The organism is Vibrio sp. TBV020 (assembly GCF_046056895.1).
GTDB lineage: Bacteria > Pseudomonadota > Gammaproteobacteria > Enterobacterales > Vibrionaceae > Vibrio.
The window spans coordinates 880,392-906,584 of the sequence record NZ_JBEEAQ010000003.1 but is presented as its reverse complement, the minus strand read 5'-3'; the positions used below and the strand labels follow the sequence as shown (position 1 = coordinate 906,584).

General features: G+C 41.0%; 23 protein-coding genes. 9 read left to right on the top strand and 14 right to left on the bottom strand.

Annotated features, from left to right (window positions below; genetic code table 11):
- Positions 1-177: 177 nt before the first annotated feature.
- The 4 genes from AAFX28_RS12130 to AAFX28_RS12115 all read left to right on the top strand — a co-directional run bounded on the left by AAFX28_RS12130 (position 178) and on the right by AAFX28_RS12115 (position 3,088).
- Positions 178-1,104: a hypothetical protein gene (locus AAFX28_RS12130; protein WP_408687970.1), complete on the top strand. Its 927-nt coding sequence runs from the start codon at positions 178-180 to the stop codon at positions 1,102-1,104.
- Positions 1,105-1,153: 49 nt separating this feature from the next.
- Positions 1,154-1,828 carry a hypothetical protein gene (locus AAFX28_RS12125; protein ID WP_408687968.1) on the top strand — a complete coding sequence of 225 codons (675 nt, stop codon included), beginning with the start codon at positions 1,154-1,156 and terminating at the stop codon, positions 1,826-1,828.
- 140 nt (positions 1,829-1,968) lie between these two features.
- Complete coding sequence (locus AAFX28_RS12120) at positions 1,969-2,508, top strand: porin family protein (protein ID WP_408687966.1); 540 nt, start codon at positions 1,969-1,971, stop codon at positions 2,506-2,508.
- A gap of 67 nt (positions 2,509-2,575) precedes the next feature.
- Positions 2,576-3,088 (top strand): hypothetical protein, encoded by a 513-nt coding sequence (locus AAFX28_RS12115; RefSeq protein WP_408690865.1) that lies wholly within the window; start codon positions 2,576-2,578, stop codon positions 3,086-3,088.
- Here the strand turns inward: AAFX28_RS12115 and phoU are convergent.
- The 9 genes from phoU to AAFX28_RS12070 form a co-directional block, all read right to left on the bottom strand.
- Positions 3,085-3,783: a phosphate signaling complex protein PhoU gene (gene phoU, locus AAFX28_RS12110; protein ID WP_408687964.1), complete on the bottom strand. Its 699-nt coding sequence runs from the start codon at positions 3,781-3,783 to the stop codon at positions 3,085-3,087. The two genes, AAFX28_RS12115 and phoU, sit on opposite strands and share 4 nt — an antisense overlap.
- A gap of 195 nt (positions 3,784-3,978) precedes the next feature.
- Complete coding sequence (gene pstB, locus AAFX28_RS12105; RefSeq protein ID WP_408687962.1) at positions 3,979-4,797, bottom strand: phosphate ABC transporter ATP-binding protein PstB; 819 nt, start codon at positions 4,795-4,797, stop codon at positions 3,979-3,981.
- A gap of 2 nt (positions 4,798-4,799) precedes the next feature.
- Complete coding sequence (gene pstA / locus AAFX28_RS12100) at positions 4,800-6,446, bottom strand: phosphate ABC transporter permease PstA (RefSeq protein WP_408687960.1); 1,647 nt, start codon at positions 6,444-6,446, stop codon at positions 4,800-4,802.
- A gap of 23 nt (positions 6,447-6,469) precedes the next feature.
- On the bottom strand, positions 6,470-8,653 hold the full coding sequence (locus AAFX28_RS12095) for an ABC transporter permease subunit (RefSeq protein ID WP_408687959.1): 2,184 nt from the start codon (positions 8,651-8,653) through the stop codon (positions 6,470-6,472).
- A 384-nt stretch (positions 8,654-9,037) separates the two neighbouring features.
- Positions 9,038-10,450, bottom strand: coding sequence for a TolC family protein (locus AAFX28_RS12090; RefSeq protein WP_408687958.1), 1,413 nt, complete (start codon positions 10,448-10,450; stop codon positions 9,038-9,040).
- Positions 10,438-11,364 (bottom strand): hypothetical protein, encoded by a 927-nt coding sequence (locus AAFX28_RS12085; protein ID WP_408687956.1) that lies wholly within the window; start codon positions 11,362-11,364, stop codon positions 10,438-10,440. Before AAFX28_RS12085 ends, AAFX28_RS12090 begins: the two co-directional genes overlap by 13 nt.
- Entirely contained in the window at positions 11,351-13,450 is a 2,100-nt protein-coding gene (locus AAFX28_RS12080; protein WP_408687955.1) for a peptidase domain-containing ABC transporter, read from the bottom strand. Before AAFX28_RS12080 ends, AAFX28_RS12085 begins: the two co-directional genes overlap by 14 nt.
- A complete protein-coding gene (locus AAFX28_RS12075) occupies positions 13,443-14,660 on the bottom strand; it encodes an HlyD family secretion protein (RefSeq protein WP_408687953.1) in 1,218 nt (405 codons plus the stop codon). Before AAFX28_RS12075 ends, AAFX28_RS12080 begins: the two co-directional genes overlap by 8 nt.
- A gap of 87 nt (positions 14,661-14,747) precedes the next feature.
- Entirely contained in the window at positions 14,748-14,870 is a 123-nt protein-coding gene (locus AAFX28_RS12070; protein WP_408687951.1) for a hypothetical protein, read from the bottom strand.
- 330 nt (positions 14,871-15,200) lie between these two features.
- Here AAFX28_RS12070 and ppk1 point away from each other — a divergent pair, with 330 nt between their 5' ends.
- Positions 15,201-17,297 (top strand): polyphosphate kinase 1, encoded by a 2,097-nt coding sequence (gene ppk1 / locus AAFX28_RS12065; RefSeq protein WP_408687949.1) that lies wholly within the window; start codon positions 15,201-15,203, stop codon positions 17,295-17,297.
- Positions 17,281-18,780: an exopolyphosphatase gene (gene ppx / locus AAFX28_RS12060; RefSeq protein ID WP_408687948.1), complete on the top strand. Its 1,500-nt coding sequence runs from the start codon at positions 17,281-17,283 to the stop codon at positions 18,778-18,780. Before ppk1 ends, ppx begins: the two co-directional genes overlap by 17 nt.
- Before the next feature lie 34 nt (positions 18,781-18,814).
- On the opposite strand, the gene AAFX28_RS12055 is transcribed toward ppx, so the two are convergent.
- Genes AAFX28_RS12055 through phoB form a run of 3 tightly spaced genes read right to left on the bottom strand, consistent with a single transcriptional unit; the run spans position 18,815 to position 21,788 of the window.
- Positions 18,815-19,738 (bottom strand): PstS family phosphate ABC transporter substrate-binding protein, encoded by a 924-nt coding sequence (locus AAFX28_RS12055; RefSeq protein ID WP_408690864.1) that lies wholly within the window; start codon positions 19,736-19,738, stop codon positions 18,815-18,817.
- Between the two features lie 35 nt (positions 19,739-19,773).
- Entirely contained in the window at positions 19,774-21,072 is a 1,299-nt protein-coding gene (gene phoR / locus AAFX28_RS12050; protein ID WP_408687946.1) for a phosphate regulon sensor histidine kinase PhoR, read from the bottom strand.
- 26 nt (positions 21,073-21,098) lie between these two features.
- On the bottom strand, positions 21,099-21,788 hold the full coding sequence (gene phoB, locus AAFX28_RS12045) for a phosphate regulon transcriptional regulator PhoB (RefSeq protein ID WP_004413075.1): 690 nt from the start codon (positions 21,786-21,788) through the stop codon (positions 21,099-21,101).
- 208 nt (positions 21,789-21,996) lie between these two features.
- Between phoB and rdgC the strand changes: the two genes are divergently transcribed.
- The 3 genes from rdgC (at position 21,997) to AAFX28_RS12030 (ending at position 24,829) form a co-directional block, all read left to right on the top strand.
- Positions 21,997-22,911 (top strand): recombination-associated protein RdgC, encoded by a 915-nt coding sequence (gene rdgC, locus AAFX28_RS12040; protein ID WP_408687944.1) that lies wholly within the window; start codon positions 21,997-21,999, stop codon positions 22,909-22,911.
- A gap of 263 nt (positions 22,912-23,174) precedes the next feature.
- Entirely contained in the window at positions 23,175-24,572 is a 1,398-nt protein-coding gene (gene yegQ, locus AAFX28_RS12035; RefSeq protein WP_408687942.1) for a tRNA 5-hydroxyuridine modification protein YegQ, read from the top strand.
- A gap of 2 nt (positions 24,573-24,574) precedes the next feature.
- Positions 24,575-24,829, top strand: a complete 255-nt coding sequence (locus AAFX28_RS12030) for a YfhL family 4Fe-4S dicluster ferredoxin (RefSeq protein WP_126574606.1) — start codon at positions 24,575-24,577, stop codon at positions 24,827-24,829.
- A gap of 68 nt (positions 24,830-24,897) precedes the next feature.
- Here AAFX28_RS12030 and mepA read toward each other — a convergent pair whose 3' ends face one another.
- Positions 24,898-25,749, bottom strand: coding sequence for a penicillin-insensitive murein endopeptidase (mepA, locus tag AAFX28_RS12025; protein WP_408687940.1), 852 nt, complete (start codon positions 25,747-25,749; stop codon positions 24,898-24,900).
- Between the two features lie 41 nt (positions 25,750-25,790).
- Positions 25,791-26,123, bottom strand: coding sequence for a DUF1904 domain-containing protein (locus tag AAFX28_RS12020; protein WP_408687939.1), 333 nt, complete (start codon positions 26,121-26,123; stop codon positions 25,791-25,793).
- Positions 26,124-26,193: the final 70 nt, after the last annotated feature.

Here is a 26,193-nt window from a genome sequence, read left to right as displayed (position 1 = left end):
AGCAAATTAATTCAGCAATGGAACACGCTGAGTAGCAATACGCTATGGCTTTGGTGGTTCGCACTCTTTTTTTATTGCCCCTACCTCCAAGTCCTAGCCTATCAGGCAACGGAACTGACTGTTCAACGGTGGCTAATAGCAGTCACTAGAATTTTCTAAGACTTTAGGTAGTGGGTTATGAAAAAATCACTTATCGCATTAATTGTTGCCAGTTCATTTGCATTGGCTGGTTGTTCTTCATCTGGTGGTTCTGATGTCAACGACCGCGACATCGATCCTGAGTGGGGCGTCGTTCCACCACCAGTTCAGCCTCCAGTAGATAACACACCGGATCGCCCTCAACCTGAAACTGATCCAGACTTCGGTGTTGATACAACTCCTGATTGGGGTTTAGCACCTTGGCAGCCCCCTGTTGACGATACTCCCGATTGGGGAGGTGTTGTACCACCACCTGTGCAACCACCAGTTGATGATAACTCTCCAGAGCGCCCTCAACCGGATTTTGGTGACACACCTGACTGGGGTGGAGAAACCGGAGATATCCAAGTTGATCATAACGGTGTTATCCACTTTAACGGAGAGCAATATCAAATTACTGGATACGATGAAATGGATCGCGAGTTTCAATTGGTTGATAAAGACGGCGTAGAGTTTTTTGCTCGCTACGACGAGGGAATGCTAAAAGTCGCGTACAAGGGACAAGTATTTGTCTTCAATGGCCACCGCTTCATCTTTGCTCCAGACTTTGACTTTGGCGTAGATACAACTCCTGATTGGGGGGTCGTGCCACCACCAGTACAACCACCAGTGGATAACACTCCGGATAGGCCTCACCCAGACCTTGGTGATACACCTGATTGGGGAATCCCAAATACTGGGCATACACCTGAGCGACCACAACCTGACTTTGGAGAAACTCCGGACTGGGGAGTCGTGCCTCCTGCAGTTCAACCACCCGTTGACAACGCACCTGACAGACCAGAACCTGACTTTGGCGATACACCTGAATGGGGTATCAGTACAGCCCCAGAAGTCAGCCCTGCGATCAACAACATCGACCGCAATAAAGTACGTGACGCTGTTCGTTCTCGCCTAAACGGTTAACTCTCAATCGAGCCTCTAGAGTTCTAGAGGCTCTTTATCGAAATACATTATGAACAAACTTTCAATAGCTTGCTTAGCAGGACTTTTTAGTCACTCTGCAATGGCAAATATTACCGTATCTATTGAAAAGGACTTCCTAGAACTTGGTGTTTACGCTCCACTTTTTGATGATGCCTACCTGTTCGTTGGCGCTGATACCGATGATTGGTTAGGCGTTGGTGTCGGCTATTACTATGACATCAACCCACAATGGAAATTAGGCGCTTACTATGAGTACGGCTTATACGACGATTGGTTAATGCACGAGGTCGGGGTTGATGGCGTCAAAACATCTAGCCATCAAATCGATCTCTCAGCTACTCACTATTTTGGCCATAGCGCAGCGAAAGTTGGGGTCACCGCTGAACATGTTCGCAACGGATTCACATGGGTAACAGTGGACGATGTCGACAAGTACTCAATCTATTTAAGTGGTTCTCACTACTTTCAGCATGTCTATTTCACCGGAAAATATGAGCATTATTTAGCGATTGATCAGTCCGATATGGAAGACTTTAACCAAGGCCACGCCAATATATGGGAGCTATCTATTGGCTCAATGCACTCACTGTTCAACTTTTACCCCTATGCAAAAGTTAGCGTTTTTGATCCGAATGGTACTTATTACGGTCAGAATAATTCTGACGTCACTTTTTCGATAAACGGAACCTTTTCCTTTAGATAAGAAACGAGTGATAAGTATTAGTTATGAAAGACATAAGAGCTATTGATTAGTTCTTATCAGGCTCGACTCCTACTATACACACATCGGAACAAAGTCATTTCTAGGAAGGAAAGAACATTAACTTTAAGAGAAACGTAAAAATGAAATTAGTTTTCATAACCCTTTTAACTACATCTGTTTTATCTGCGCCTGTTCTAGCAAATAACGAAGGCCATCGAGTAGGTATAGGCTTTAATAAAACATCGATAGAACAAGTCTTAAGCCCATCAATTGACTACTCAACCAGTGGATTCAAACTGGAGTATGGTTATGAGTTTAACCATATTGTCGGTGTAAATATTTCATACAACAAAGGTTCAGGCGACTTCTTACCTTTTATAGATAGCAACAACTCAACCTTTAAGATCGATACAGATATTGGCTACACCTTTAACTTCGATGGTTTTTCAATCAAACCTTACGGGGTTATTGGTTGGGCTAAATTCGACGAAGAACTTAGCGTAGTTGGAGAAAATCTTGGCTCTTGGGATGATTCATCACTCTTTATTGGTACAGGTGTGAGAGGCACGTTTAACGAAAACTTCTATGCCGACTTCCGTGCTGATTTTATTAATCTCAAAGACGAAGGCGACGATATTTTTGTCGACCAGTTTTCGTTCACCGTCGGCTACAAATTCTGATAACCACATCGCCTTGATTTAACTTATACGCCATGGATGGCTATATTTAATCCACTGAGTATCCATGATGAAAAAACACCTTCTTGCACTTGCACTCTTAACTCCCTTTACCGCGTCAGCTTCAGGCTTACATCTTTCACCTGAAATAAAAATGGGACCTTACTTAGGTTCGGGAATATCAGGCGGTGGCTTACAGCTTGGTGTCACTGACGTACTAGGACTTGATGCACTTTACGTCAGCTATTCTCATACATCGGCAGAAATACTACTCGATAAAGATAGACTCAAAACCTATCGAGTTGGTGGGCAGTACCAATTTTTAGATCACCCGATGAAGATGGCACTGCAACTAGAAGGTGGTGTTGTAGAATACGAAGGGAAACGTGACTACGTGTTCTCTAATACAACTCGTTACGAAGAAGGCACAGGTGCAAGTATTTCGGCATCGTGGGTATTATTCATCAACGATAATGTTGGCTTTAGGCTAGGAACGGATTTCAACTATATCGATAAGAGCGATACCTTACTTGAATCGAACTGGTCGGCGACTATATCGTCAGGTATCGTTCTTCATTTTTAACGAAGTGCATCATCTATGCTCTGTTCGCCCAAGTGGCGAACATCTTTACCTTTGACAAAGTAGATGATGTATTCACAAATATTTTGACAGCGATCCCCTACTCTCTCAATTGCGCGCGCAGACCACATCACTTGTAAAATACTTGGAATATTCTTTGGGTCTTCCATCATATAAGTCATTAACTGGCGAATGACCGCTTCATATTCAGCATCAATCTTATCATCCAACTTGTACACCTCAGCGGCAGCGTCAACATCCATACGAGCAAATGCATCAAGCACTTGGTGAAGCATCGCGATAGCTTGACGACAAAGAGGTTCTAGGGATACTTGGAACTGTCGTTCTTGGGAAGATGGGCTTTCGATCGCCACTTCTGCAATCTTAGTAGCCACGTCACCGATGCGCTCTAAATCAGTAATGGTTTTGATGATCGCCATAATCAGACGAAGATCTTTAGCAGTCGGTTGGCGCTTAGCAATAATTCGCGTACACGCCTCGTCAATCGACACTTCCATTGAGTTCACTTTATGATCATCTCGAACAACCTTTCGTGCTAGCTCAATGTCTTCTTTATGTAGTGCTTGCATTGCAAACGACAACTGCTGTTCAACCAATCCACCCATAGTTAATACATGAGTTCGGATCGATTCCAATTCGACATTAAATTGGCCTGAAATATGGCGCCCAAAATTCATAGATAAAGTTAGTCTCTTTTGCTGATTAATAGGAAAAGTCGCACATTAGTTAAGTACCAAACTATCATTGTTCTAAATAGTTGGAACTGTAGCAAGGCAACAAGAAATTTCAGCCCTATGAGCATAGCTCGTCTATGTGATTAGGGGGAAATATCGCAGTTAACGCCGCTACAGCTTCAAATATGAAGAACAAACCTAGCCGTACCTACCAGTAATGTAGTCTTCCGTTTGCTTTTTCAATGGCGAAGTAAAAATAGAATCCGTATCTGAGTACTCGATCAACTTACCCATATGGATAAATGCCGTATGGTCACTCACTCGCGCTGCTTGTTGCATGTTGTGAGTGACAATCACAACGGTATATTTCGTTTTCAGCTCATTGATCAATTCTTCAATGGTCAATGTCGAAATAGGGTCAAGTGCCGACGTTGGTTCATCAAGAAGCAAAACCTCTGGCTCAATCGCAATCGCTCGTGCAATGACCAAACGCTGCTGCTGACCACCAGACAAACCAAACGCATTTTCATGTAAACGATCTTTCACTTCGTCCCAAAGAGCCGAAGCTCGCAGTGAACGTTCCACTGCATCATCTAAAGCACGGCTGTTGTTGACTCCTTGAAGACGTAAACCATAGACCACGTTTTCATAGATAGATTTAGGAAACGGATTCGGCCTTTGAAATACCATTCCAACACGGCGGCGTAAGGTGGCAACGTCAACATCCGGATCGTAGACATTCTTACCGTGCAGCTTAACCTTACCTTTCACACGACAACCTTCGACCAAGTCATTCATGCGATTAATACAGCGAAGTAGAGTTGATTTACCACACCCTGATGGCCCGATAAATGCCGTCACCTGACCTTTAGGAATACGCATAGAAATATCACTTAACGCCTGCGCCGTTTGATAGTGCAGGTTTAGCCCCTCAATAGAGATCGCCGTTAAATCATCACTAAGATTATTAACATCTAATGGAGTTGGATAGCCGAGTGTTTGATTAACAGAAAACATGTTTAATCTTGTCCTAAAGTTCGGTATTTCTCACGCAAGTTGTTACGAATACTAATTGCGGTCAGGTTGAGCCCTATGATGACCGTAACAAGTAAAAGCGACGTTGCGTAAACCAATGGTCGTGCACTTTCGATGTTCGTCGTTTGGAAGCCAACATCGTAGATATGGAAGCCTAAATGCATGAATTTGCGCTCCAAATGCAAAAATGGAAACTGGCTATCCACAGGCAAACTTGAAGCTAGCTTTACCGCACCAACAAGCATTAATGGTGCAACCTCACCGGCGGCGCGCGCAACCGCAAGTATTAATCCGGTAATCATTGCAGGGCTGGCCATCGGCAGTACGATTCGCCACATCGTCTCAAACTGGGTCGCGCCTAATGCCAAAGAGCCATGACGCACTGAACTTGGAATTCGAGTTAAACCCTCTTCGGTTGCAACAATAACCACTGGTAGAGTCAAAACAGCCAACGTCAGCGCAGACCATAACAGACCTGGTGTACCAAAGGTTGGAGCAGGTAAACGCTCTTGGTAGAACAATGAGTCAATTGAACCACCTAAGGTATAGACGAAAAAGCCTAAACCAAATACACCATAAACAATTGAAGGCACACCGGCTAAGTTGATCACTGCAACTCGAATCAAGCGTGTAAAAGCATTGTTTTTAGCGTATTCATGAAGGTAAATAGCCGCAATAACACCCAATGGCATCACAATCACCGACATGATCAATACCATAAGTACGGTGCCAAACATTGCTGGGAAAACGCCCCCTTCTGAGTTCGACTCACGTGGATTATCTGATAAAAACTTCCACGCTTGCTTACTCCAACGAAGGAGCTTGTCACCAACCGACATCTGGTTTGGGTACCATAAGTCTAAAATATGGCTGAGCGGAATGGTGACCTGCTGCCCCGTCATATCCTCGACCAACAAACCTTGATTTGCGAGCTTACTTCGTAGGTTATCTAATCTGGCTTCTACCTGAGCGAGTGCTTCAATGTATTCAGCACTTTTGCTCTCGTAGTAAGACAAAAATTCTGCGTCTAGATTGTCATTCAAACTGCGCTTACGTTTAGCTAGTCTTAATCGTTCCGCTTGCGCGTTAATTACACGAACTTCTTGCTTTATTAGTCGTTCAATTTCATCACGAAGCGTTTGCGCATAGGCAAGCCCGGAGGTGATATCTTGCGTCACTTCACCGCTAATACGACCATCAGGTTGTTGATAGCCAATCGGCTTACCAAAAAAGTCTCCGCCTCGAGTTCGCTCAATCACCGCCCAACCTTCAGGTTTAGTCGGCTGGCTCAAATCAAGTTCTAACAGCGAAACAAAATCCGCAGAGTAAAGATCACGGTTCGCTACTTTGATGTTGACGCGCTTGGCTAGACCTCGCTCTTTGACCTTTTCTGGTAGGTCGATATCCATTTCTCTTAGGTGGGTGATTGGAACATATTCTTGAGAATAGATTTGCCCAATTAGGATGTTTCCCTCTTTTGTCTCCCACTGATAAAGCGGTGCTGGCCAAAAGTAAGAAAGCCCTTTCCAACCGATAAGCAGCAAGAGTCCCAATACGGACAATAGACTGATGCTCACTGCACCGCCTGTTAACCATATCCAAGGAGAACCGGACTTTAACCACTTAAACACGTACAAGATTTCCTAATTCAAAATTAAAGAGAACGATACTTTTCGCGTAAACGCTGGCGAACCCATTCTGCCACCGAGTTAACCGCGAAAGTGAACATCAACAATAACAACGCCGCTAAGAAAAGAATTCGATAATGAGAGCTGCCTACTTCAGATTCCGGCATTTCAACCGCTATCGTCGCCGATAATGTGCGCATACCTTCTAGTATGTTCCAGTCCATTATTGGCGTATTACCCGTCGCCATTAACACAATCATAGTTTCACCAACCGCTCGGCCTAACCCCATCATGATCGCTGAGAAAATCCCCGGACTGGCAGTCAAAAGCACGACATGAGTTAAGGTTTGCCACTGGGTTGCTCCCAAAGCTAATGAACCATCGGATAAGTGTTTAGGCACAGAAAAAATCGCATCTTCTGCGATAGTAAAAATCGTTGGTATAACCGCAAAACCCATCGCAAAGCCGACAACTAGAGCATTTCTTTGGTCAAAATCGATGCCCTTATCGGCCAGGAATACTCTTACATCACCATTGAAGAACCATGCTTCTATGTTTCCACTTTGAGACAAAATGATGATACTTACCACCACCAGCGCAGGCATCAAAATCGCTGCATGCCAGCCATTTGAAAAGCGCCCAGTCCATTGTTTAGGAAGTGCATGCCAACCCATACCCAACAAAATGGTCGAGATTGGCAAAAACATCATCAAGGTTACGATGGCCGCTAAGTGTGTTTCCACAATTGGCGCAAACCAAAGTCCGGCTAAGAAACCGATGATAACAGTCGGCAATGCTTCCATTAATTCAATCGATGGCTTCACTACTCTACGCATCTTAGGAGTCATAAAGTAAGCGGTGTAGATTGCGCCAAATACAGCTATTGGCACAGCAAACAACATAGCAAACGCAGCGGCTTTCAATGTGCCAAATGCAATCGGCACTAAGCTAAATTTGGCTTCGAATTCATCGCTAGCAGACGTCGTCTGCCATACGAATTCAGGCTCGGGGTAACTTTCATACCAGACCTTTTGCCATAATGACGAAGGTGATACCTCAGGATAAGGGTTATCAACCTCTGCAACACTAAGCTCCCCTTTCTTGACGGCTAGCAAATACATTTCGTTTTGAGACATCGCAGCAAGTTGAGGCGCTTTTTTGTAGGCACGCTTAAAGATCACCAACTTTTCGCTAGTCGTATAATGACTTTGAATAGTGCCATTGATGTAGAAACTGTAGAAACCTTTGCGGTAGGTGTCAGGCAGCAGAAACTGTAGCTCTGAAGCAAGCTTGAATTGGCGAATATGAGTTAATGAACACTGACCATCGGCCAGTACATCAAACCACTGCGAGACTAAACCATCTTGGTGAGTCACCAGTACTGAGTACGCACCAGATAAAAGGTCAATATCCGTCACTGCATGTTGAGGCTTACCTTGACTAAGATCGACCACTTCTCGGACTGTAAAAGAGTCATATTGCTTAACTGCAACGATTAAATCAGATCCAGAACGAAGATAGATGGTGTCGCCTTCCGGTGTCACTAATATTTGGTCTACTTGCTCTATTGGTTGCGCAAACTCAAAGTCGTGAATACCACTTTCACTTTGCCAACGGACTCTAACACTGTTGTCTTGGTACCAACCGACAAGGGTGAGTTCTTTCTGACTAGCAAAGGCAAATTGCTTTAAAGAGCGCCCCTCAACATGTAAATCAAAAGGCATGGACATATCGATTAGGTTGGGTGCAAACTCTCGACTTTCTTTAGTTAACACCGAATCCATTCTCGGCTGAACCAGTCGAACCTTACCCTCAGGGCTTGCAAAACCATACCAACCAAACGCACTGAGCGACGGAGCAAACAAGCTATTCGGTTGGGCGATTTGTTCAGTTAAAACAGGTTGTTGACTATTATTAATTAGCGACCAAAAGTCGATCGTGCCATCCGCTGAAATGACGAATGCGTTTTCGCCATATTCATCAATGCCCGCAGCAATTGGCTGAGTCATTGTAACGGGAATACTTCTAACATTAGGTGTGATTTTGGCGTCACTAAACAGTGGCAAAACCATTATAGCTAGGTAGACAAAAATCAGAACCAGCGCAGCTAATACACCAACGCCTCCAGCAGATACTGCAAGCCGAATTAACCGATCTTTGATTAGTCGCTTTCGATCTCGCTCTCGCAATGAGAATTCTGCCTGGGTCATTCTTGTCTCTTACCTATTTTCGTCCAAGGATATAATATTTCTCTTAGATGACAATTATATTACAGTTTACATTAAACAACTGAAAACAATACCAAAAAGTACCAAACTAAGAACCTTAGGCCTTAGTACGCTTTGTGGTTAAGCATATAACTGTGGGAGGTGAACCCCAAATATACAACATGATTCATATCAGTAGGTCATCCATCATCAGACAAAACACAATGGTATTAACCGGCTAGACCTACTTAGTTAAGATACTGATAAAAACCAAGAGCGTGCGTAGCCAGCTTTAACTAAGGTAGATTTATTTGGGATAAGTACTTAAATACGCTTATTAAGCCAATAATAATATAGACGATAGAAAAATAAACTTAACAAAAACAGCTATATTAGCCCACCAAGATTTTTGTATAACTCATAATATGATTTAATATAATCTAGTTTGCTATTTATGTAATTAGACTCAGAGTTAATTAAATCTCGACTAGAATCTAAGACCGTTGAATAATCTGACACACCTTCTTTGTACAACAAATTTGAGTAATAAAATCTTTTTTCATCAAGGTTAAACTTTTTAACATTTTCATTAACAAAATAACTTGAAAACGACATATTAATTATTGAATCATTAACTTCAACTAACGCATTACTTACCACATCACTGTATTTAATATATGCACTTTCTTTTTTTTGGACGTTATAATCGATATTCTTATTTCTTTTCCCAAAGTCAAATATTGGAATATTTAAGCCAACACCGACATTCCACCCCTTTGAGTCTGATGAAAAAAGGTCACCGTATTTATATGATGCTAAAGAAGAAAGAGCCGTAATACTGATAGTTGGAAGCAAGTTAGCCCTTGCTACACCAATATTATAATTAGCTCCAATTAAAGAGTATTCTGAAGCAATAATATCATGACGTCGTTTTATAATACCTTCAGCAGAACCGATATTTACTGTCGGTTCAAGGCTTTCTGTATTAATATAACTTTCAATCTTTCCAGGTGTAATAACTTCCCCCGTTAGATATTCTAACTTATTTATATAACGCATCATTGTCTGTTCTGATTTTTTGATCTGAGTATTGGTCTCAACATATATTATCTTCGATTGAATAAGTTCATATTCACTCAAAGCTTTCTGCTTATATTTACTCTCATTTATATTAAGATTTCTTTTCGCCGAATTAAGTAGCTTCGTGTAAGATTTTATCTTCTCTTGTTCAGCAACTATTGAATAGTAAGTTGAAATTACATCATAAATTATATCCGATGATGCAAACTCTTTGTTATTTAATTCAGAATAATATTCTGACAAACGAGATTTACGTGTGTTATCTAACTTCCCCCAAAAGTCAATTTCAAAGTTATTAATCCCAAAGTCAATACTATAAGAATTACTAATCGTTTCAATACCAAGTGGAGACGTCGAGGTAGGAGTCTTTGATCTAGATGAGTTCCCTGATAAGTTAAAGTTTGGAAGTCGTTCTAGATTAGATATTTCATAAGAAATTTCTAATTCTTTAACTTTACTGTCATAGTATAATATCTCTGAATTGTTAACCTTAGTTGACTCAATCAATACCTTCAAATATTCACTATTAATTTTTGACAGAAGAACTTCTGAGTCTTTTCCTGAGTAAAAATTAACACTACTATCTATGTTGTCATTGTAATACTCGTAACCAATGGAATATTTTTTATTATTTTCACTTACATCTAACTCTGGGACTAAGGTACAACCTGCAGTAAATAGTATAATAAAAATCAATCCTATTTTATTTAAAAATTCCATTTTTCTTTCAACTCCTTTTCAGACAATTGATGTTGAAAATAATTTTCTGCACGATCTAAATAGGCCCAGTGTTCAGGATTTTTCTTAACAACACTCTCAATCACTTCGAAATTCTTAGTAACTGAAATGTCCTTACAACTAATGGTTTCAACATAAACAACTTTATTATCTTCTTTATCACTCGGTAGACTTGTCAAGTAGACCAATTCTAATTTAAATAGTTTTGCTAACTCTAACGCACCAGATGCAATACTGGCCCTCTTATTAAAAAACATGCCATAACCTGGAGTTCCAAAATAAATAGCACCTATACTTGGTGGAAGATCAGGAAAAATAACCAGCTTATATCCTTTTTTAATGAACTTCGCCATTTTTTTTGTAGATGAGACTCTTTCTGATATATCAATCACCACTAAATCTTCACAAAAAACTTTAAGCGACAAAATTGAACGTTTCGTTTGCCTATCATTTAAACTAAGTATTGGTATGATAAATTTTCCATTTCCTTGCGATAACTTAACTATTTTAGCAACTGTCTCCCAATAATTACCTACGTGTAATACTGCAATAGCAGACACATTATTATCAAGAGCATTAATCACTCTCAAGTCTTTATCTATTAAATTGAGCGAATCTATTTGTTTAGAGAGAATTTTTTCATTAGATATCCTATACCAATAACTATATATATCCCTTTGAAGCTTTGATTTGCTCTCTTTTATTGCAATGTTAGAACTAACTTGTTTTGAAAATCCCAAGTTAATTAAGTTATCTTCTACACCTTTAATTCCACCCCGTCTATATTTATCAACAATGAATGTGTAAAGTTTACTTTTCATTAAACAATCGAAACTCAAAATTCGACAAAAAACATGATAAAATAAATCTACAAGAAATATTTTAACTTGATACATGAACTATATTCCCTTTGTTTAACTCATATACTTTATCTGAATAATTACAAATATCCTTATCATGAGTGACAGATATTATCTTACATGACTGCTCTGAGAGAAGTTTCATAATCTGACTCTTCAACTCTTCATCTAGGTGAGATGTTGGTTCATCTAATATTAATAAATCAGGTTCTCTATATAACGCCCTGGCTAGCATCAACCTTTGAACTTGTCCAGATGACAATATAGTTCCACCATGCCCTACTCTAGTATGTAAACCTGCTGGTAAACTTATAACCTCATCATATAGCCCGACTTCCTTAATACATTTTATCACTTTCTCTATATTATAATTAACATCAGACATTGAAACGTTATCACAGATAGAGCCGACCAGAATGTCACTATTTGCAGTGACGAATGAAACTCGACTTCGATAGTTCTCTACACCATATTCTGTTATCTTACTTCCATTAACAAGTAACTCTCCTTTCTTAACTTCATACAAGCTTGAAATAATCCCCATCAAGGTAGACTTACCACATCCTGACTTACCTATTAAAGAGATATGCTCTCCAGGTGAAATTAACAAGCTAACATCTTTCAATATATCATCTTCAAAAGTCCCATAACTAAACGAAATGTTTTTAAGCTCAATTGTATCTATCGACTTTTGCTCACTTAGAGTCATGGAGTTAGTATTTATAAATTCAGGTTCAACAGCTAGAATATCGTCTAATCTATCTAGTTCCACATTAACAATTCTTAGATTCATATATCTATCTATAATCCTAAGAACTGAGTCTAAAAACAAATCCTTATACAATACGAAAGCAAATATATCACCAATTGAATTATCGCCATTTAAAATAGCGATAGCTCCAAAAAAACTAATTGCTAAAGATTGTGTATTAGATATCCCGCTAAAAACCACCGAATTCATTTCTTGGATATAATCAATTCTTGCTCTAGCATCAACGGATTTAGATTGCATTGAACTCCATGAAGAAGCCTTGTTGTTATTATTACCATAAAGCTTGTTAATCTTCATTTCATCCACTATTGATAATAGCGTACTATTTCTTTCAATCTCTCTATCTATTGATTCTTTTTGATATTTCTCTAGCCTTATTACTGATATCAATCTAAATATTATGAATATTGAACATACGAAAAGAGAAAGAAATGCTAACTTCTCATTTATATACGCCATTAGAGCAACAAAAACTAAGGAAAATATCGCATCTCCTATTATATCAGCCCACCCAGCAGTAAATTTCACATGCAATACATCTAAAGCCTGTAGCTTTCTTAGTATTGAAGCTGATGTCCTTTTTTCAAAAAATTCCAAAGGTAATCTAACCATATGCGACACAAAGCTGCTTGAAATATCATTTTCAACAATTTTCCTTATAGAAACATTGAGCTTGTTCCTGACATATTTAAAGGCAGTCAAAATTATGAAAGCCAACCCAAACATGTATATAATTAGATATAAAAGCTCTTTGTCATTTTTAGTTACCACTTCGTCAATTGTAAGCGAAAATAACTTTGGCGCAGCCAAAGAAAATAGATTCACACTCAAAACCAAGAGAAACAGAAGAATAATGTTATTGTAAAGCCAAGAACTATTTTTAAGTAAACTTACAAGAGAGAATGGATTCCTGTATTTTGTAAGTTTATTTTCTAAATTTTCATTATTTAATTTAACCGAATCAACATCATCTATCTCTAATGCAATGCCACTGAAGTAGTATTTCACTTCATCCAAACTATACGTTTTTCTACCCATAGCTGGATCAACAATAGTTATGGAGTCATTATTCACTTTTTCAAGAACAACAAAATGGCTTTTGTTCCAGAAAAGAATAGCAGGTGTATTCAAATCTTTTAATTGTTGGTAGTTACCACTTAAAGCGACAGAATTAATATTAAATTCCCCAAGGATCCTTATCAGTTGATACATCGATAAGCCATCTTTTGATACTTGGTATTTTCGTCTCAATTCAAAAAGACTCGTAGCTCCTCCGCTTGCATTAACTACCATAGCGATACATGCTAACCCACATTCTGAGACTTCATCTTGTAAAATGGGTTTAATCATTTACTTTTTCTCTCCAAAAATCAGGATTACGTTGAACTCCCTTAATTACGGGTAAGAACAACCATTCAATTAAAGATAGTTCAGGACCAGAATATGTTGCACTTATAGTCATTCCATCTCTAAGCCAAGATTTATCAATGTTTTCAAATTCATCAAAATTTGATATTATTGCTCTCACATTAAACATATCATCTCCGTTAGAATTTTTAATTTTTGATGGTGAAACACTTAAGATACTTGCTTTTAATACACCAAATTTTTCATAAGGAAATGCATCTATACGAACAATGACTTCTTTATTAATGCCTAGATAACTCATTGCTTTTGAGTTTGTATATAAATCAGCAAACACTTCATCATTTGAATAGTTAGAAATCGTACCTAGTTGTTCTCCGCTTGCAACAACTTGATTCTCTCTGACAACAGAATAACTAACAACCCCTGATGCTGGAGCATATACATAATAAACCTCACTCTTTTCCAATGAATACTTTCTATCATTTAGCGCCTCTAACTGACGTAAATAATTTGTTTCAGATTCATTTATAGAAGACTTAATTCTATCAATATCCCCTTCGCCACTAATTACTTCTTTTGATTTATTAGCAATTTCAATATGCAATCTATTCTTGTCACTTAAACGTTGTTGTAATGCCATTACAACTTCATTATATGAATCCAAAGATATAGCACCTACTTCGAATAATTTCTTAAACCTATTCTCTTTGCTTGTAATAATATCAATATCTTTCTTTATAAGCTTTAAGCTATCTTTTAATTTATCCACCTCAGATTTAATAATAGATACGTATTCCAGTTTGTCTTCAATCTCTTTTTCTTTGTCACGCTTAAAAATTGAGAAGCTATCACCTTCAGTATCAATAAGATTGTTAATTCCATACAATCTTTGTTGAACTGTACTTGATTCTAAATCACTTGAATAATTAGACGCATTGCTTCTAATCTTAAACAACAAGTCACCTTTAGAAACTTCGCTTCCAATTCTTTTATATACCTCTTCTACAACACCAGAGTCCTCTGAGTAAATCACCAAAGAGTTATTAATTCTAATTTCTCCTTCAACATCAATCTTATCAGCGTAACTACCAGTAAGAAGAATTATAAGAAACAACAAACCAACAATAATTAAAAATATCGACAGAAATTGTTTTTCTTTATTTTTTCTAGGTTTAATACTTCCTATAAACATAACTCACCATAAAAAATGGCATACAAACGTATGCCATTAGTTGATTAAATTAACAAATCACATGCCTTTATTAGAATGGCTGGTAAGTTAGGATTTACTACCGCCAACAATAAGACCAACAATGACAAGAAAGACAACAACACCAGCGATTAGAACACCTGCTCCACCACCACGAACTTCTTTAGTTTGCTCAATATTTAAAGCTTTCATGATTTTTCCTTTTAAATTTATTTTAATGACGTTCTCTTTGCGTTTCAGTTGTATAACTTAAACTTTATGAGTTACGTTTCCATTCAACTTATTATCTAAACTTCAGATTTATAAGTTGCGTCGAAATCTATCACCCCAAAATATTAATAACAATATCATCGACAACAACAAGAATTACCCCAAAACAACATCGGATTAAAGTTACAAAAAAATCAGAAAAACTAACAACCTAGTTAATATCTAAGTATAATTTTCATTAATTAATTGTTTTGAATATACTGACTTTGTATCGAAGACTCGATCGCTTCAGTCCCTCGCAAAGGTAAGATTATGAGTACAGAAAAACTGTATATCGAAAAGGAGCTCAGTTGGCTCTCTTTCAACGAACGTGTCTTACAGGAAGCTGCCGATAAAGGTGTGCCAATCATTGAAAGAATCCGATTTCTTGGCATATTTTCCAATAACTTAGATGAATTCTACAAAGTTAGATTCGCTGATGTGAAACGTAGAATTCTTATCAACCAAGAGCGTGGGCACAACGACAACTCCAAACATCTCCTCACTAAGATGCAAACCAAAGCCCTCAAACTCAATGAGCGGTTTGATGAACTATACAGTGAGTTAATCCGTGATATGGCGCGCCATCGTATTTTTTTGGTTAACGAGCATCAACTAAGTCCATCACAACACAAATGGATAAAAAAGTACTTCCGTAAAAAGCTACTTCCGCACATTACACCCATATTGTTACGAGAAGATATCGATGTACTGCAATTCCTTAAAGATGAATACGCTTATATTGCGGTCGACCTACGTCAAGCAGACCAGAGTCAATACGCACTGATAGAGATCCCCACTGATCACTTACCTCGATTTGTCATGGTCCCAGAGAAAAAAGGTCGGCAAAGAAAAACCATTATTCTGCTCGACAATATTATCCGCTATTGCTTGGATGAGTTGTTTAATGGCTTTTTTGATTACGATAAGCTCAATGGTTACGCCATGAAGATGACCCGAGATGCAGAATATGACCTTAATTACGAGGTGGAACATAGCCTCATCGAGCAAATGTCTGAGGGTGTAAACCAACGCTTGACCGCTATGCCAGTGCGCTTTGTTTATGAACGCGAGATGCCCGAAGCCATGCTTAGCTTCCTGTGCAGCAAGCTAAAAATCTCGCACTATGACAGCCTTATTCCCGGTGGACGCTACCACAACTTTAAAGATTTCATCGATTTTCCCAATGTTGGTAGAGAGTACTTAGAGAACAAACCACTTCCTCCAATGCAGTGCAAAGACTTTATCGGTTATGCCAATAAATTTGAGGCAATCAAAGCACAAGACATTTTGCTCTATTACCCTTACCACACTTTTGAACATATTAGTGAATGGGTACGCCAAGCCTCGTTTGACCCCAAAGTGACCAGCATTAAAATCAATATCTACCGCGTGGCAAAAGGCTCTCGACTGATGAGTTCCTTAATTGATGCCGTACACAATGGCAAGCAAGTGACAGTCGTCGTAGAGCTTCAAGCCCGCTTTGATGAAGAAGCCAATATTGAATGGTCAAAACTATTAACCGAAGCCGGCGTTCACGTCGTGTTTGGTGTCCCTGGGCTAAAAATTCACTCCAAGCTACTGTTAATTAGCCGTCGAGAGAATGAAGAGATCGTCCGTTATGCTCATATTGGTACTGGGAATTTTCACGAGAAGAACGCTCGTATCTATACGGACTTTTCTTTGCTTACAGCCGATCCCGAACTCACACACGAAGTCCGAGGTGTGTTTAATTACATCGAAAACCCTTACCGCCCAATCAAATTCCATCATCTGATCGTCTCACCTCGGAACTCTCGCAAGCAATTGTATCGACTGATTGAAAATGAAATAGCCAATGCACAGCAAGGCCTAGAAGCTGAACTAATACTGAAAGCCAATAATATCGTCGACAAAGGTTTGATCAATAAACTCTACGAAGCGAGTAGCGCCGGGGTAAAAATTAAGATGATTATTCGCGGAATGTGCTCTTTAGTACCTGGAGTGGAAGGCGTCAGTGACAACATTGAAATCATCAGTATTGTGGACCGATTCTTAGAGCACCCTCGTGTCATCATTGCTCACAATAATGGCGAACCACAGGTCTATATATCATCAGCGGATTGGATGACTCGCAACATAGACCATCGAATTGAAGTCGCAACACCTATCCTTGATGAACGCCTTAAACAGCGAATTATTGATATCATCGCAATCCATTTTACCGATACAGTCAAAGCAAGATGGATCGATAAAGAGATGAGCAATCAATACGTTCAGAGTGATACGCAAGATAAAGTCCGCTCACAAGTTGCCATTTACGACTATCTTAAAAACATAGAAAAACAAACCAAGAACCAGAAGCGAAAACACCATGACGCAAACACCTGACATCCGTGATGTCGCCGCAATCGACCTTGGTTCAAACAGTTTCCATATGGTGGTTGCTAAAGTCGTAGACCAAAACCTGCAATTGGTTAGCCGCCATAAGCAAAGAGTGCGATTGGCTTCTGGATTAGATTCACAAAAGAACTTAGATAACGCCGCCATTGAACGAGGCTTAGAGTGTCTGGCTATTTTTGCTGAACGTCTGAACGGTTTTGAACCTCACAATGTACGCATCGCGGCGACACATACTCTTCGACAAGCGAATAACGCCCACATTTTCCTACAACGTGCTCGTGAAGTACTGCCCTTTCCAATCGAAATTATCCCCGGCGTGGAAGAAGCTCGCTTGATTTATCTAGGTGTTGCTCATACTCAACCTCAGTCAAAGTCTAAATTAGTCATTGATATCGGCGGTGGTAGTACCGAGATGATCATTGGACAAGGTTTCGAACCAGAGCTTATCAACAGTAAACAAATGGGCTGTGTCAGCTACACCAAACGCTTTTTTGCCGATGGTAAGCTGTCGCAAAGCAACTTCGCAAAAGCTTCTCTCACTGCTGAACAGAAGCTCGAATCGATCGCTCATCGATACTGTAAAAAAGGCTGGGAAATCGCTTTTGGATCTTCGGGAACAATCAAAGCAATTAGAGAAGTCTTAGTTGGGGTTGGGTATGAGAATGGCGTTATTACCAGCAAACGCCTCGCTAAACTGATAGAAAATTTATGCCAGTGGGAGAGCATAGACGATATTGATTTAGTTGGACTAACGCCAGAAAGAAAACCCGTATTCGCCGCGGGTGTCGCTATTCTTCATGCCATCTTCAAAAGCTTGAACATAGATGAAATGCACTTCTCACAAGGCGCACTGCGTGAAGGGCTGCTGTTCGAAATGGAAGAGAGCTTTAAACGCACCGATATTCGCATGCGAACCACGGAGAACTTGGCGAGCAAACATCTCGTTGACTTAGAACATGCCGCGAAAATAAAAGGACAAGCCAAAGAGTTTTTACAACAAGTACATAAAGAGCTTGAAATAAAAGCCAGCTCACCTTTATTCGACCTACTTGAATGGAGCGCTCTGCTTCACGAGGTAGGCCTAAGTATTAGCCTACAAGCATTCCATCGCCATTCTGCTTACATTCTTCGCCATACCTATATGCCTGGCTTCAATCGAGAGCAGCAGCAAGTATTGGCCATATTGGTACGTTTTCAGCGCAAGGCTTTGAAACTGCATGAAATGGAAGAGTTCACGCTATTCAAGAAAAAACACATTGTGGGGCTAATCCGTATTTTGCGGTTAGCAATACTGGTAAATGGCCAACGCAATGATGAGCCTCTGCCACCACTATCAATAAAGATCGATGGCGATAAGTGGGCACTTACTTCATCAGATAAGGATTGGTTGAAGAACAATAAGTTGCTTCAAGCTGATTTCATAGCTGAGCAAGAGTATTGGCAAAATGCAGGTTGGAGTTTGAACTTTTAAGAAATCAACACCGACCTTTAAAGCTCAACCGTTATTAATCGATAATACCCACTTTTGCTAACTCATTACGTGCAATTTCAGGTGAAATCGGCACATAACCATCTTTTGCAACTAAAGCTTGCCCTTGGTGAGAGAAGATAAAGCGAATGAATTCACGTTCAATCGGGCTAAGCGGTTTAAACGGGTGCTTATTCACATACACGTAGAGATATCGTGATAGTGGGTACTTACCTGATAAGATGTTTTCTTGGCTGGCTTCGATATAGTCATTACCTTGTTTGGCAATCGGCAACAATTTAACCCCTGACACCTGATAACCTACGCCAGAGTATCCAATCGTGTTAATCGCAGAGCTCACCGACTGCACTACCGAAGCAGACCCCGGTTGCTCGTTAACACTATTTTTGAAATCACCACCACACAACGCGTTCTTCTTAAAGTAGCCATAAGTACCAGAAACCGAATTACGGCCAAACAGCTGCATCCCGCGTTTTGCCCACTGGTAATCTAACCCCATATCTGACCATGTGGTGATCGGCTCTGTTGCACCGCACCTTAATGTCGCAGAGAAAATGCTATCAAGTTGAGTAAAATTCAGACCTTTAATAGGGTTATCACGATGGACAAAGATTCCGATAGCATCAATAGCGACTCTAAGCTCAGTAGGCTTATAGCCATGTTCACGCTCGAACGCTTCGATCTCACGGTTACGCATTGGGCGACTCATTGGGCCAAACTGGGCGGTTCTTTCTGTCAATGCAGGAGGTGCTGTCGAAGAGCCCGAGGCTTGGACTTGCCCATTTACACTTGGGTAAAGCTGTTTAAACTCTTCAACCCATAGAGTCGTCATGCCTGCTAAGGTATCAGAACCTACCGTCGTCAGCTCACCGGTAATACCTGCCACCTTGCTGTATTTAGGAAGCATGGTGTTACCTGCCAAACTAGGAGCAGATAACATAATAGACAAGACAAGTGCACCAATGAGTCTTTTCATTAACTCACCACCAAACGTACAGGCAGCGTGAAAGCGAACTTACTACCCACACCTACTTCACTGCTAATTTCTAAGTGAGAGTCATGGTGTGTTAGCGCGTGTTTCACTATCGCTAGGCCAAGACCACTGCCGCCGGTGTCTCTTGAACGTGCTTTATCAACGCGGTAGAAACGCTCTGTTAAACGATGCAAGTGCTGAGGTTCAATACCATCACCACTGTCTTCGACTTCGAGGTGAGCCCCCTGAGCAGATTGATACCAACGAACACGAATATCTGCCCCCGCAGGAGTATATTTCACCGCGTTATAAACTAGGTTTGAGATTGCACTGCGTAGTTGGTCATCATCACCAAGCACACGTAAACTACTATCAACGTCAAAAGAAAGCTTATGCTCTAGGTCGCCACTTAAGCTTGCTGCTTCTTTCTCTAATACTTCTAGCATCGCAGGGACATTGACGACTTCTTCTAGCTCATGCATTGGCGCAGCTTCGATTTTAGACAGCGTCAGTAATTGGTTCACCAAGCTATTCATTCGATTAAGCTGCTCAGTCATCACGCCATGAGCTTTGGTCCACATAGGGCCCACGACCATGTCAGGGTCTTCGGTCATTTCCAAATACCCTTGTAGGACGGTCATCGGAGTACGCAACTCGTGAGAAACGTTAGCAAAGAAGTTACGACGCATACCTTCAAGCTGTTTAAGCTGAGAAACATCACGAACTACCATCAAATGTTCCCCTTCAGTATAAGGAACAATACGCAGCTCTAACATGCGCTCGACATTAAGTGGTGAACGCATTTCTAACGGTTCGGAGAAATCTTGTTTGTTGAGATACTTAATAAAGTCCGGAGTACGAATCAGGTTAGAGATAGGTTGACCGGTATCATCTGGCCACTTAAAACCGAGCAAATATTGAGCCAGTTTGTTACACCAAACAATGTTGCCTTCACTTCGAAAAACCACGACAGCATCAGGAAGAGATTCTGCACCATTACGGAAACGACGAATCAGATTAGTTAGCTCTTTACGCTTTTTACGTTGACGCTGTTGTAGACGGTAGATGCCATTAAACAATGACTCCCAGTTCCCACTACCTGATGGAGGGGTTAGGCGTTTTTCATCCCACAACCAAGTCGAAAGACGCATTTGGTTGTGCAAGTGCCATACAAGCTGCAAAACCGTGGCCGCCAAAAGCAACCACGGCATATATCCGAAGATCCAGCCTACTATCACCCATGGGGTGTAAAAAAAAGCCAGCTCCCAGGCTAGCTTTTTCCAAGTTAACCGTTCTACCACTTACCTCTCCAAATGGTAATACCCAATTACGCCTTAGTTGAGAAACGATAGCCCGCGCCGCGAACTGTCTGGATCAACTTGTCATGACCTGCCGCTTCTAACGCTTTACGTAAGCGACGAATGTGTACATCAACCGTGCGATCTTCTACATAAACGTTAGTACCCCAAACGTTATTTAGTAGTTGTTCACGGCTATAAACTCGCTCTTGGTGAGTCATGAAAAAGTGCAACATCTTAAATTCTGTTGGGCCCATGTCTAAAGGCTCATCATTGGCTGTCACACGATGTGAAACTGGGTCAAGTTTAAGTCCTTGAACATCAATTACGTCTTCTAGGGCTGTTGGTGTTACTCGACGAATTACCGCTTTCAGGCGTGCAACCAGTTCTTTAGGTGAAAAAGGTTTAGTGATGTAGTCATCTGCGCCTACTTCTAAGCCGCGTACTTTATCTTCTTCTTCACCACGAGCCGTTAGCATCACGACAGGAATATTACGCGTCAACTCTTCGCGTTTCATATGCTTGATGAAGTTGATACCGCTACCACCAGGTAACATCCAATCTAGTAGTACTAGATCAGGGAAGGGTTCAGCCAGTTTAGTTACCGCACTGTCGTAATCTTCCGCTTCCACCGCTTGGTAACCTTTTTGTTCAAGCACAAAACACAGCATTTCACGAATTGGTGCTTCGTCTTCAACAACCAGAATCCTTCTAGACATAATTGAATAACCTTATGTTAGTTAAGTTATTTGAGCTTACTCAGCCCTTTGCAACGCTAAGCATTATCACTAGCAATTATGACACTTTTGTGACCTTTGAAAACAAATTTTCATATAACTTTCATCCCACTATTGTGTGTTTGCAGTAAGACAAGACGTGCAAAAGTCTTTATGATTAGCAGCAACTTTAAAGGTATAGAGAAAAAGTATGTGGTTTAAAAACTGTCTGGTTTATCGCTTCAACCGTGAAATTGAATTCAATGCTGACCAACTAGAAAAGCAATTGGCTGAGTTTCGTTTTACACCGTGTGGTAGCCAAGATAAGCAAAAATTTGGCTGGGTTACTGCTATGGGTAAACATGGTGACATGATGACTCACGTATCAGAAAACCGCATTCTGGTTTGTGCGAAGAAAGAAGAAAAAATGCTCCCTGCTTCAGTGATTAAAGAATCATTGAATGCAAAAATCGAAGCGATGGAAGTGCAGGAAGGTCGACCTCTTAAAAAGAAAGAAAAAGACAACCTGAAAGACGACATCGTGATGGATCTTTTACCACGCGCATTTAGCCGTAGCAGCCATACTTACGTGCTGATCCTGCCAAAAGAAGGCTTCATTTTAGTCGATGCTAGCAGCTCGAAAAAAGCAGAAGATGTGTTAGCTCTACTGCGTAAAACGATGGGTAGCCTGCCAGTTGTACCAGCGATTCCTGAAAAGCCAATTGAAACCACGCTAACTGAGTGGGTGAAAACAGGTGAGACACCGGTTGGTATTCAAATGCTTGACGAAGCTGAGCTTAAATCGGTACTTGAAGAAGGCGGCGTGATTCGTTGTAAGAAACAAGAGCTAACAGCCGATGAAATTCGCAGCCACATCGAAGCCGACAAGATGGTGACGAAGCTGGCGATTTGTTGGCAAGAACGCATCGAATGTATTCTGGCTGAAGATGGCAGCATCAAACGTCTGAAGTTCTCTGATGAGCTTAAAGATCAAAACGATGACATCCCACGTGAAGATCAAGCTGCTCGCTTTGACGCAGACTTCTCTCTAATGTGTGGTGAGTTCAGCGCATTCTTACCAAATATTTACGAATGCTTAGGCGGTCTGCCACATCCAAACGCATAAAAAAGCTGTGCCGCGGGACATTTTAGAATGACCTGTGTAGCTATTGTGACAAGTATGCGCAGACATTACTCTGCGCATCATTTCAACTATATAACTCCCCTCTAGCGACTTGGAAAGCAATAGCTATTCTGGTCATTCATACCTTGAACAAATTTCGTGTACATTCTGTTCTGGTCACAAGTCACGTTTTGACGTAAAATTTGCGCCCCCGATCCCATGTGGTGGAATCGGCCTGACTTGAGATCAGATTAAGAGAATTACACATGACTGAGAAAGCATTCGTACCAGAGCTACTGTCACCTGCAGGTAGCCTTAAAAACATGCGTTACGCATTTGCCTACGGCGCAGACGCGGTATACGCAGGCCAACCTCGTTACAGCCTTCGCGTACGTAACAACGAGTTCAACCACGAAAACCTAAAAATCGGTATTGATGAAGCGCATGCTCAAGGCAAAAAGCTTTACGTGGTATGTAACATCCAACCGCACAACTCTAAGCTAAAGACTTTCATCCGCGACCTTAAGCCGGTTGTAGAGATGGGCCCTGACGCTCTAATCATGTCTGACCCAGGTCTGATCATGATGGTTCGCGAAGCATTCCCTGATATGGCTATTCACCTATCAGTTCAAGCGAACGCGGTAAACTGGGCAACAGTTAAGTTCTGGGCTGCAAACGGTGTTGAGCGTGTGATTGTTTCTCGTGAGCTTTCTCTAGAAGAAATCGAAGAGATTCGTGAACACTGTCCTGAAACTGAACTAGAAGTGTTCGTTCACGGTGCTCTATGTATGGCTTATTCTGGCCGTTGCCTACTGTCTGGTTACATCAACAAGCGTGACCCGAACCAAGGTACATGTACTAACGCATGTCGTTGGGAATACAAAGTTGAAGAAGGCAAAGAAAACGACACTGGCGACATCGTAGAGAAGTTTGACCCAACACAAGCGCAAGCAGTTGAAGTTCAAGACGAACGCCCAGAAACGACTATCGGTCGTGGCAAGCCAACTGATGAAGTTGTTCTGCTTTCTGAAGCGCACCGCCCTGAAGAAAAAATGGCGGCTTACGAAGATGAGCACGGCACTTACATCATGAACTCAAAAGATCTGCGCGCTATCCAGCACGTTGAGCGTCTGACTAAGATGGGTGTTCACTCACTGAAGATCGAAGGTCGTACTAAGTCATTCTACTACTGTGCTCGTACTGCTCAGGTTTACCGTAAAGCGATTGATGATGCTGTTGCAGGCAAACCATTTGATGAGAGCCTAATGGGTACACTAGAGAGCCTAGCACACCGTGGTTACACTGAAGGCTTCCTACGTCGTCATACGCACGATGCTTACCAAAACTACGACTACGGTTACTCAGTGTCTGACGCTCAGCAATTTGTTGGTGAATTCACAGGAAAACGCCGTGGTGACCTTGCTGAAGTAGAAGTGAAGAACAAATTTGTTGTTGGTGACAGCCTTGAGCTAATGACACCAAAAGGCAATGTTATCTTCACGCTTGAAGCGATGGAAAACCGTAAGTCAGAAGTTATCGACGACGCAAAAGGAAACGGCCACTTCGTATTCATTCCAGTTCCACAAGATATGGATCTAGAATACGGCCTATTAATGCGTAACTTAAACGATGGTCAGGATACCCGTAACCCAACAGGTAAATAAGCATGGCTTTACTGATCACTGATAAGTGCATTAACTGTGATATGTGTGACCCTGAGTGCCCAAATGGCGCAATTACGATGGGTGACACGATCTTTGAGATCGACCCTGATCTCTGCACTGAGTGTAAAGGCCATTATGAAAAACCAACGTGCCAGTCTGTGTGTCCGATTACGAAATGTATTATCACCGACCCTGACCACGTAGAGACTGATGAAGAGCTGCTAGAGAAGTTCGTCATCATCCAAGGTTTAGCATAATACGACCAGAAAAATGAAACGCCGCTCAATGAGCGGCGTTTTTGTATCTATAACTGATTGATACCATGTTAAATATTGTCTAATAAAAGCTGGCATTGATTAGGCATTATTTTTGGCTTCTTCTTTTTCGGCTTTGTTGATACTACTTTCGGCACACTAGGCTTAGGTTGTGGCTTCCAACTCGCTAATTCCGCGCCACAACCATCCCCTTTTGGCGGTTCAGCTTGTGATTTACAGCTAGTACTATCTGCAGGGCAATTTAGACGTACGTGCATATGATAGTGGTGTCCCCACCATGGCCTAACTTTGCGAAGCCATTCTCTTTCGGAGCTCTGCTCAGTAATACATAGCTTTTCTTTAATGACTGGATGAACAAATATACGTGCAACTTGTTCATCATTGGCTGCCAATTTGACGAGCTCAAAATGACGTAGGTCCCAGTTGTTTTTGAGCAATTGATACTGCTCTAAATTCACTAAACTATGCGGTGTTGGCTTCGCCAGTTCTGAAACCGAAAGTGGTGTATCAGCGAGCTTTAACCAAATGTCGATATCCAATCCAGTTTGATGGCTCGAATGACCCGATGAAAAACGGCCACCTTGCGGCAAAGAAATATCACCGATTAAGATACTCGTATTGAGCTCACGTTGTGACAATTTTGCCAGACGCTCAATAAAGCTGATGGCATTTGGGTGGCCATAGTAGCGAGCTCGCTGACTGCGAATGACTTGATACCCTGTGCCACTTAACGGTAATGAGGCTCCACCAGCCAAGCAGCCGTTAGCATAACTGCCTATCGATTGGGGTAAGCCTGGGGAGGGGCTATCAATTTGTTCCCAAGGGGTAGCAGAGAGATTAGAGACAAACAGTAATGAAACGCACAATAAGAGCGACTGGCACCATCGATAACTTATGTACATCCTTATCTCCCTCATAGAGTCCAATGGCATAGCTCTAACGACTAATAGTGTTCACCATTGTCGTAGTACCCTTTAGCATCTAACGCATTAAAGATAACGGCGACATCAACGTCCTCACCAATGATCCCTCGAACCTGACTAGTAATCGTCGTCGCAACCGCATCCTGAGTTTGTTGACCACGAGCGAACCACAACACCTCGACAAAAGGATAAGCGGCACTTACTTCCCCCTCATGAAAGAAGGTCGAATAAATATACTCAAACGTAAAATCTTCTCGTGGACAATCCATCAATGGTTGAAGTTCATCAATCAGTGACTTAGATAAGGTTTGTACTGTCTGTGGTTCTACCGCTCGAAAACGTAAATGTGGCATAACTTGCTTCCCTATTATTATTTTCATTTATCATAGCAAGTTATCGCTCAATGTCTGTATTCTCTATATC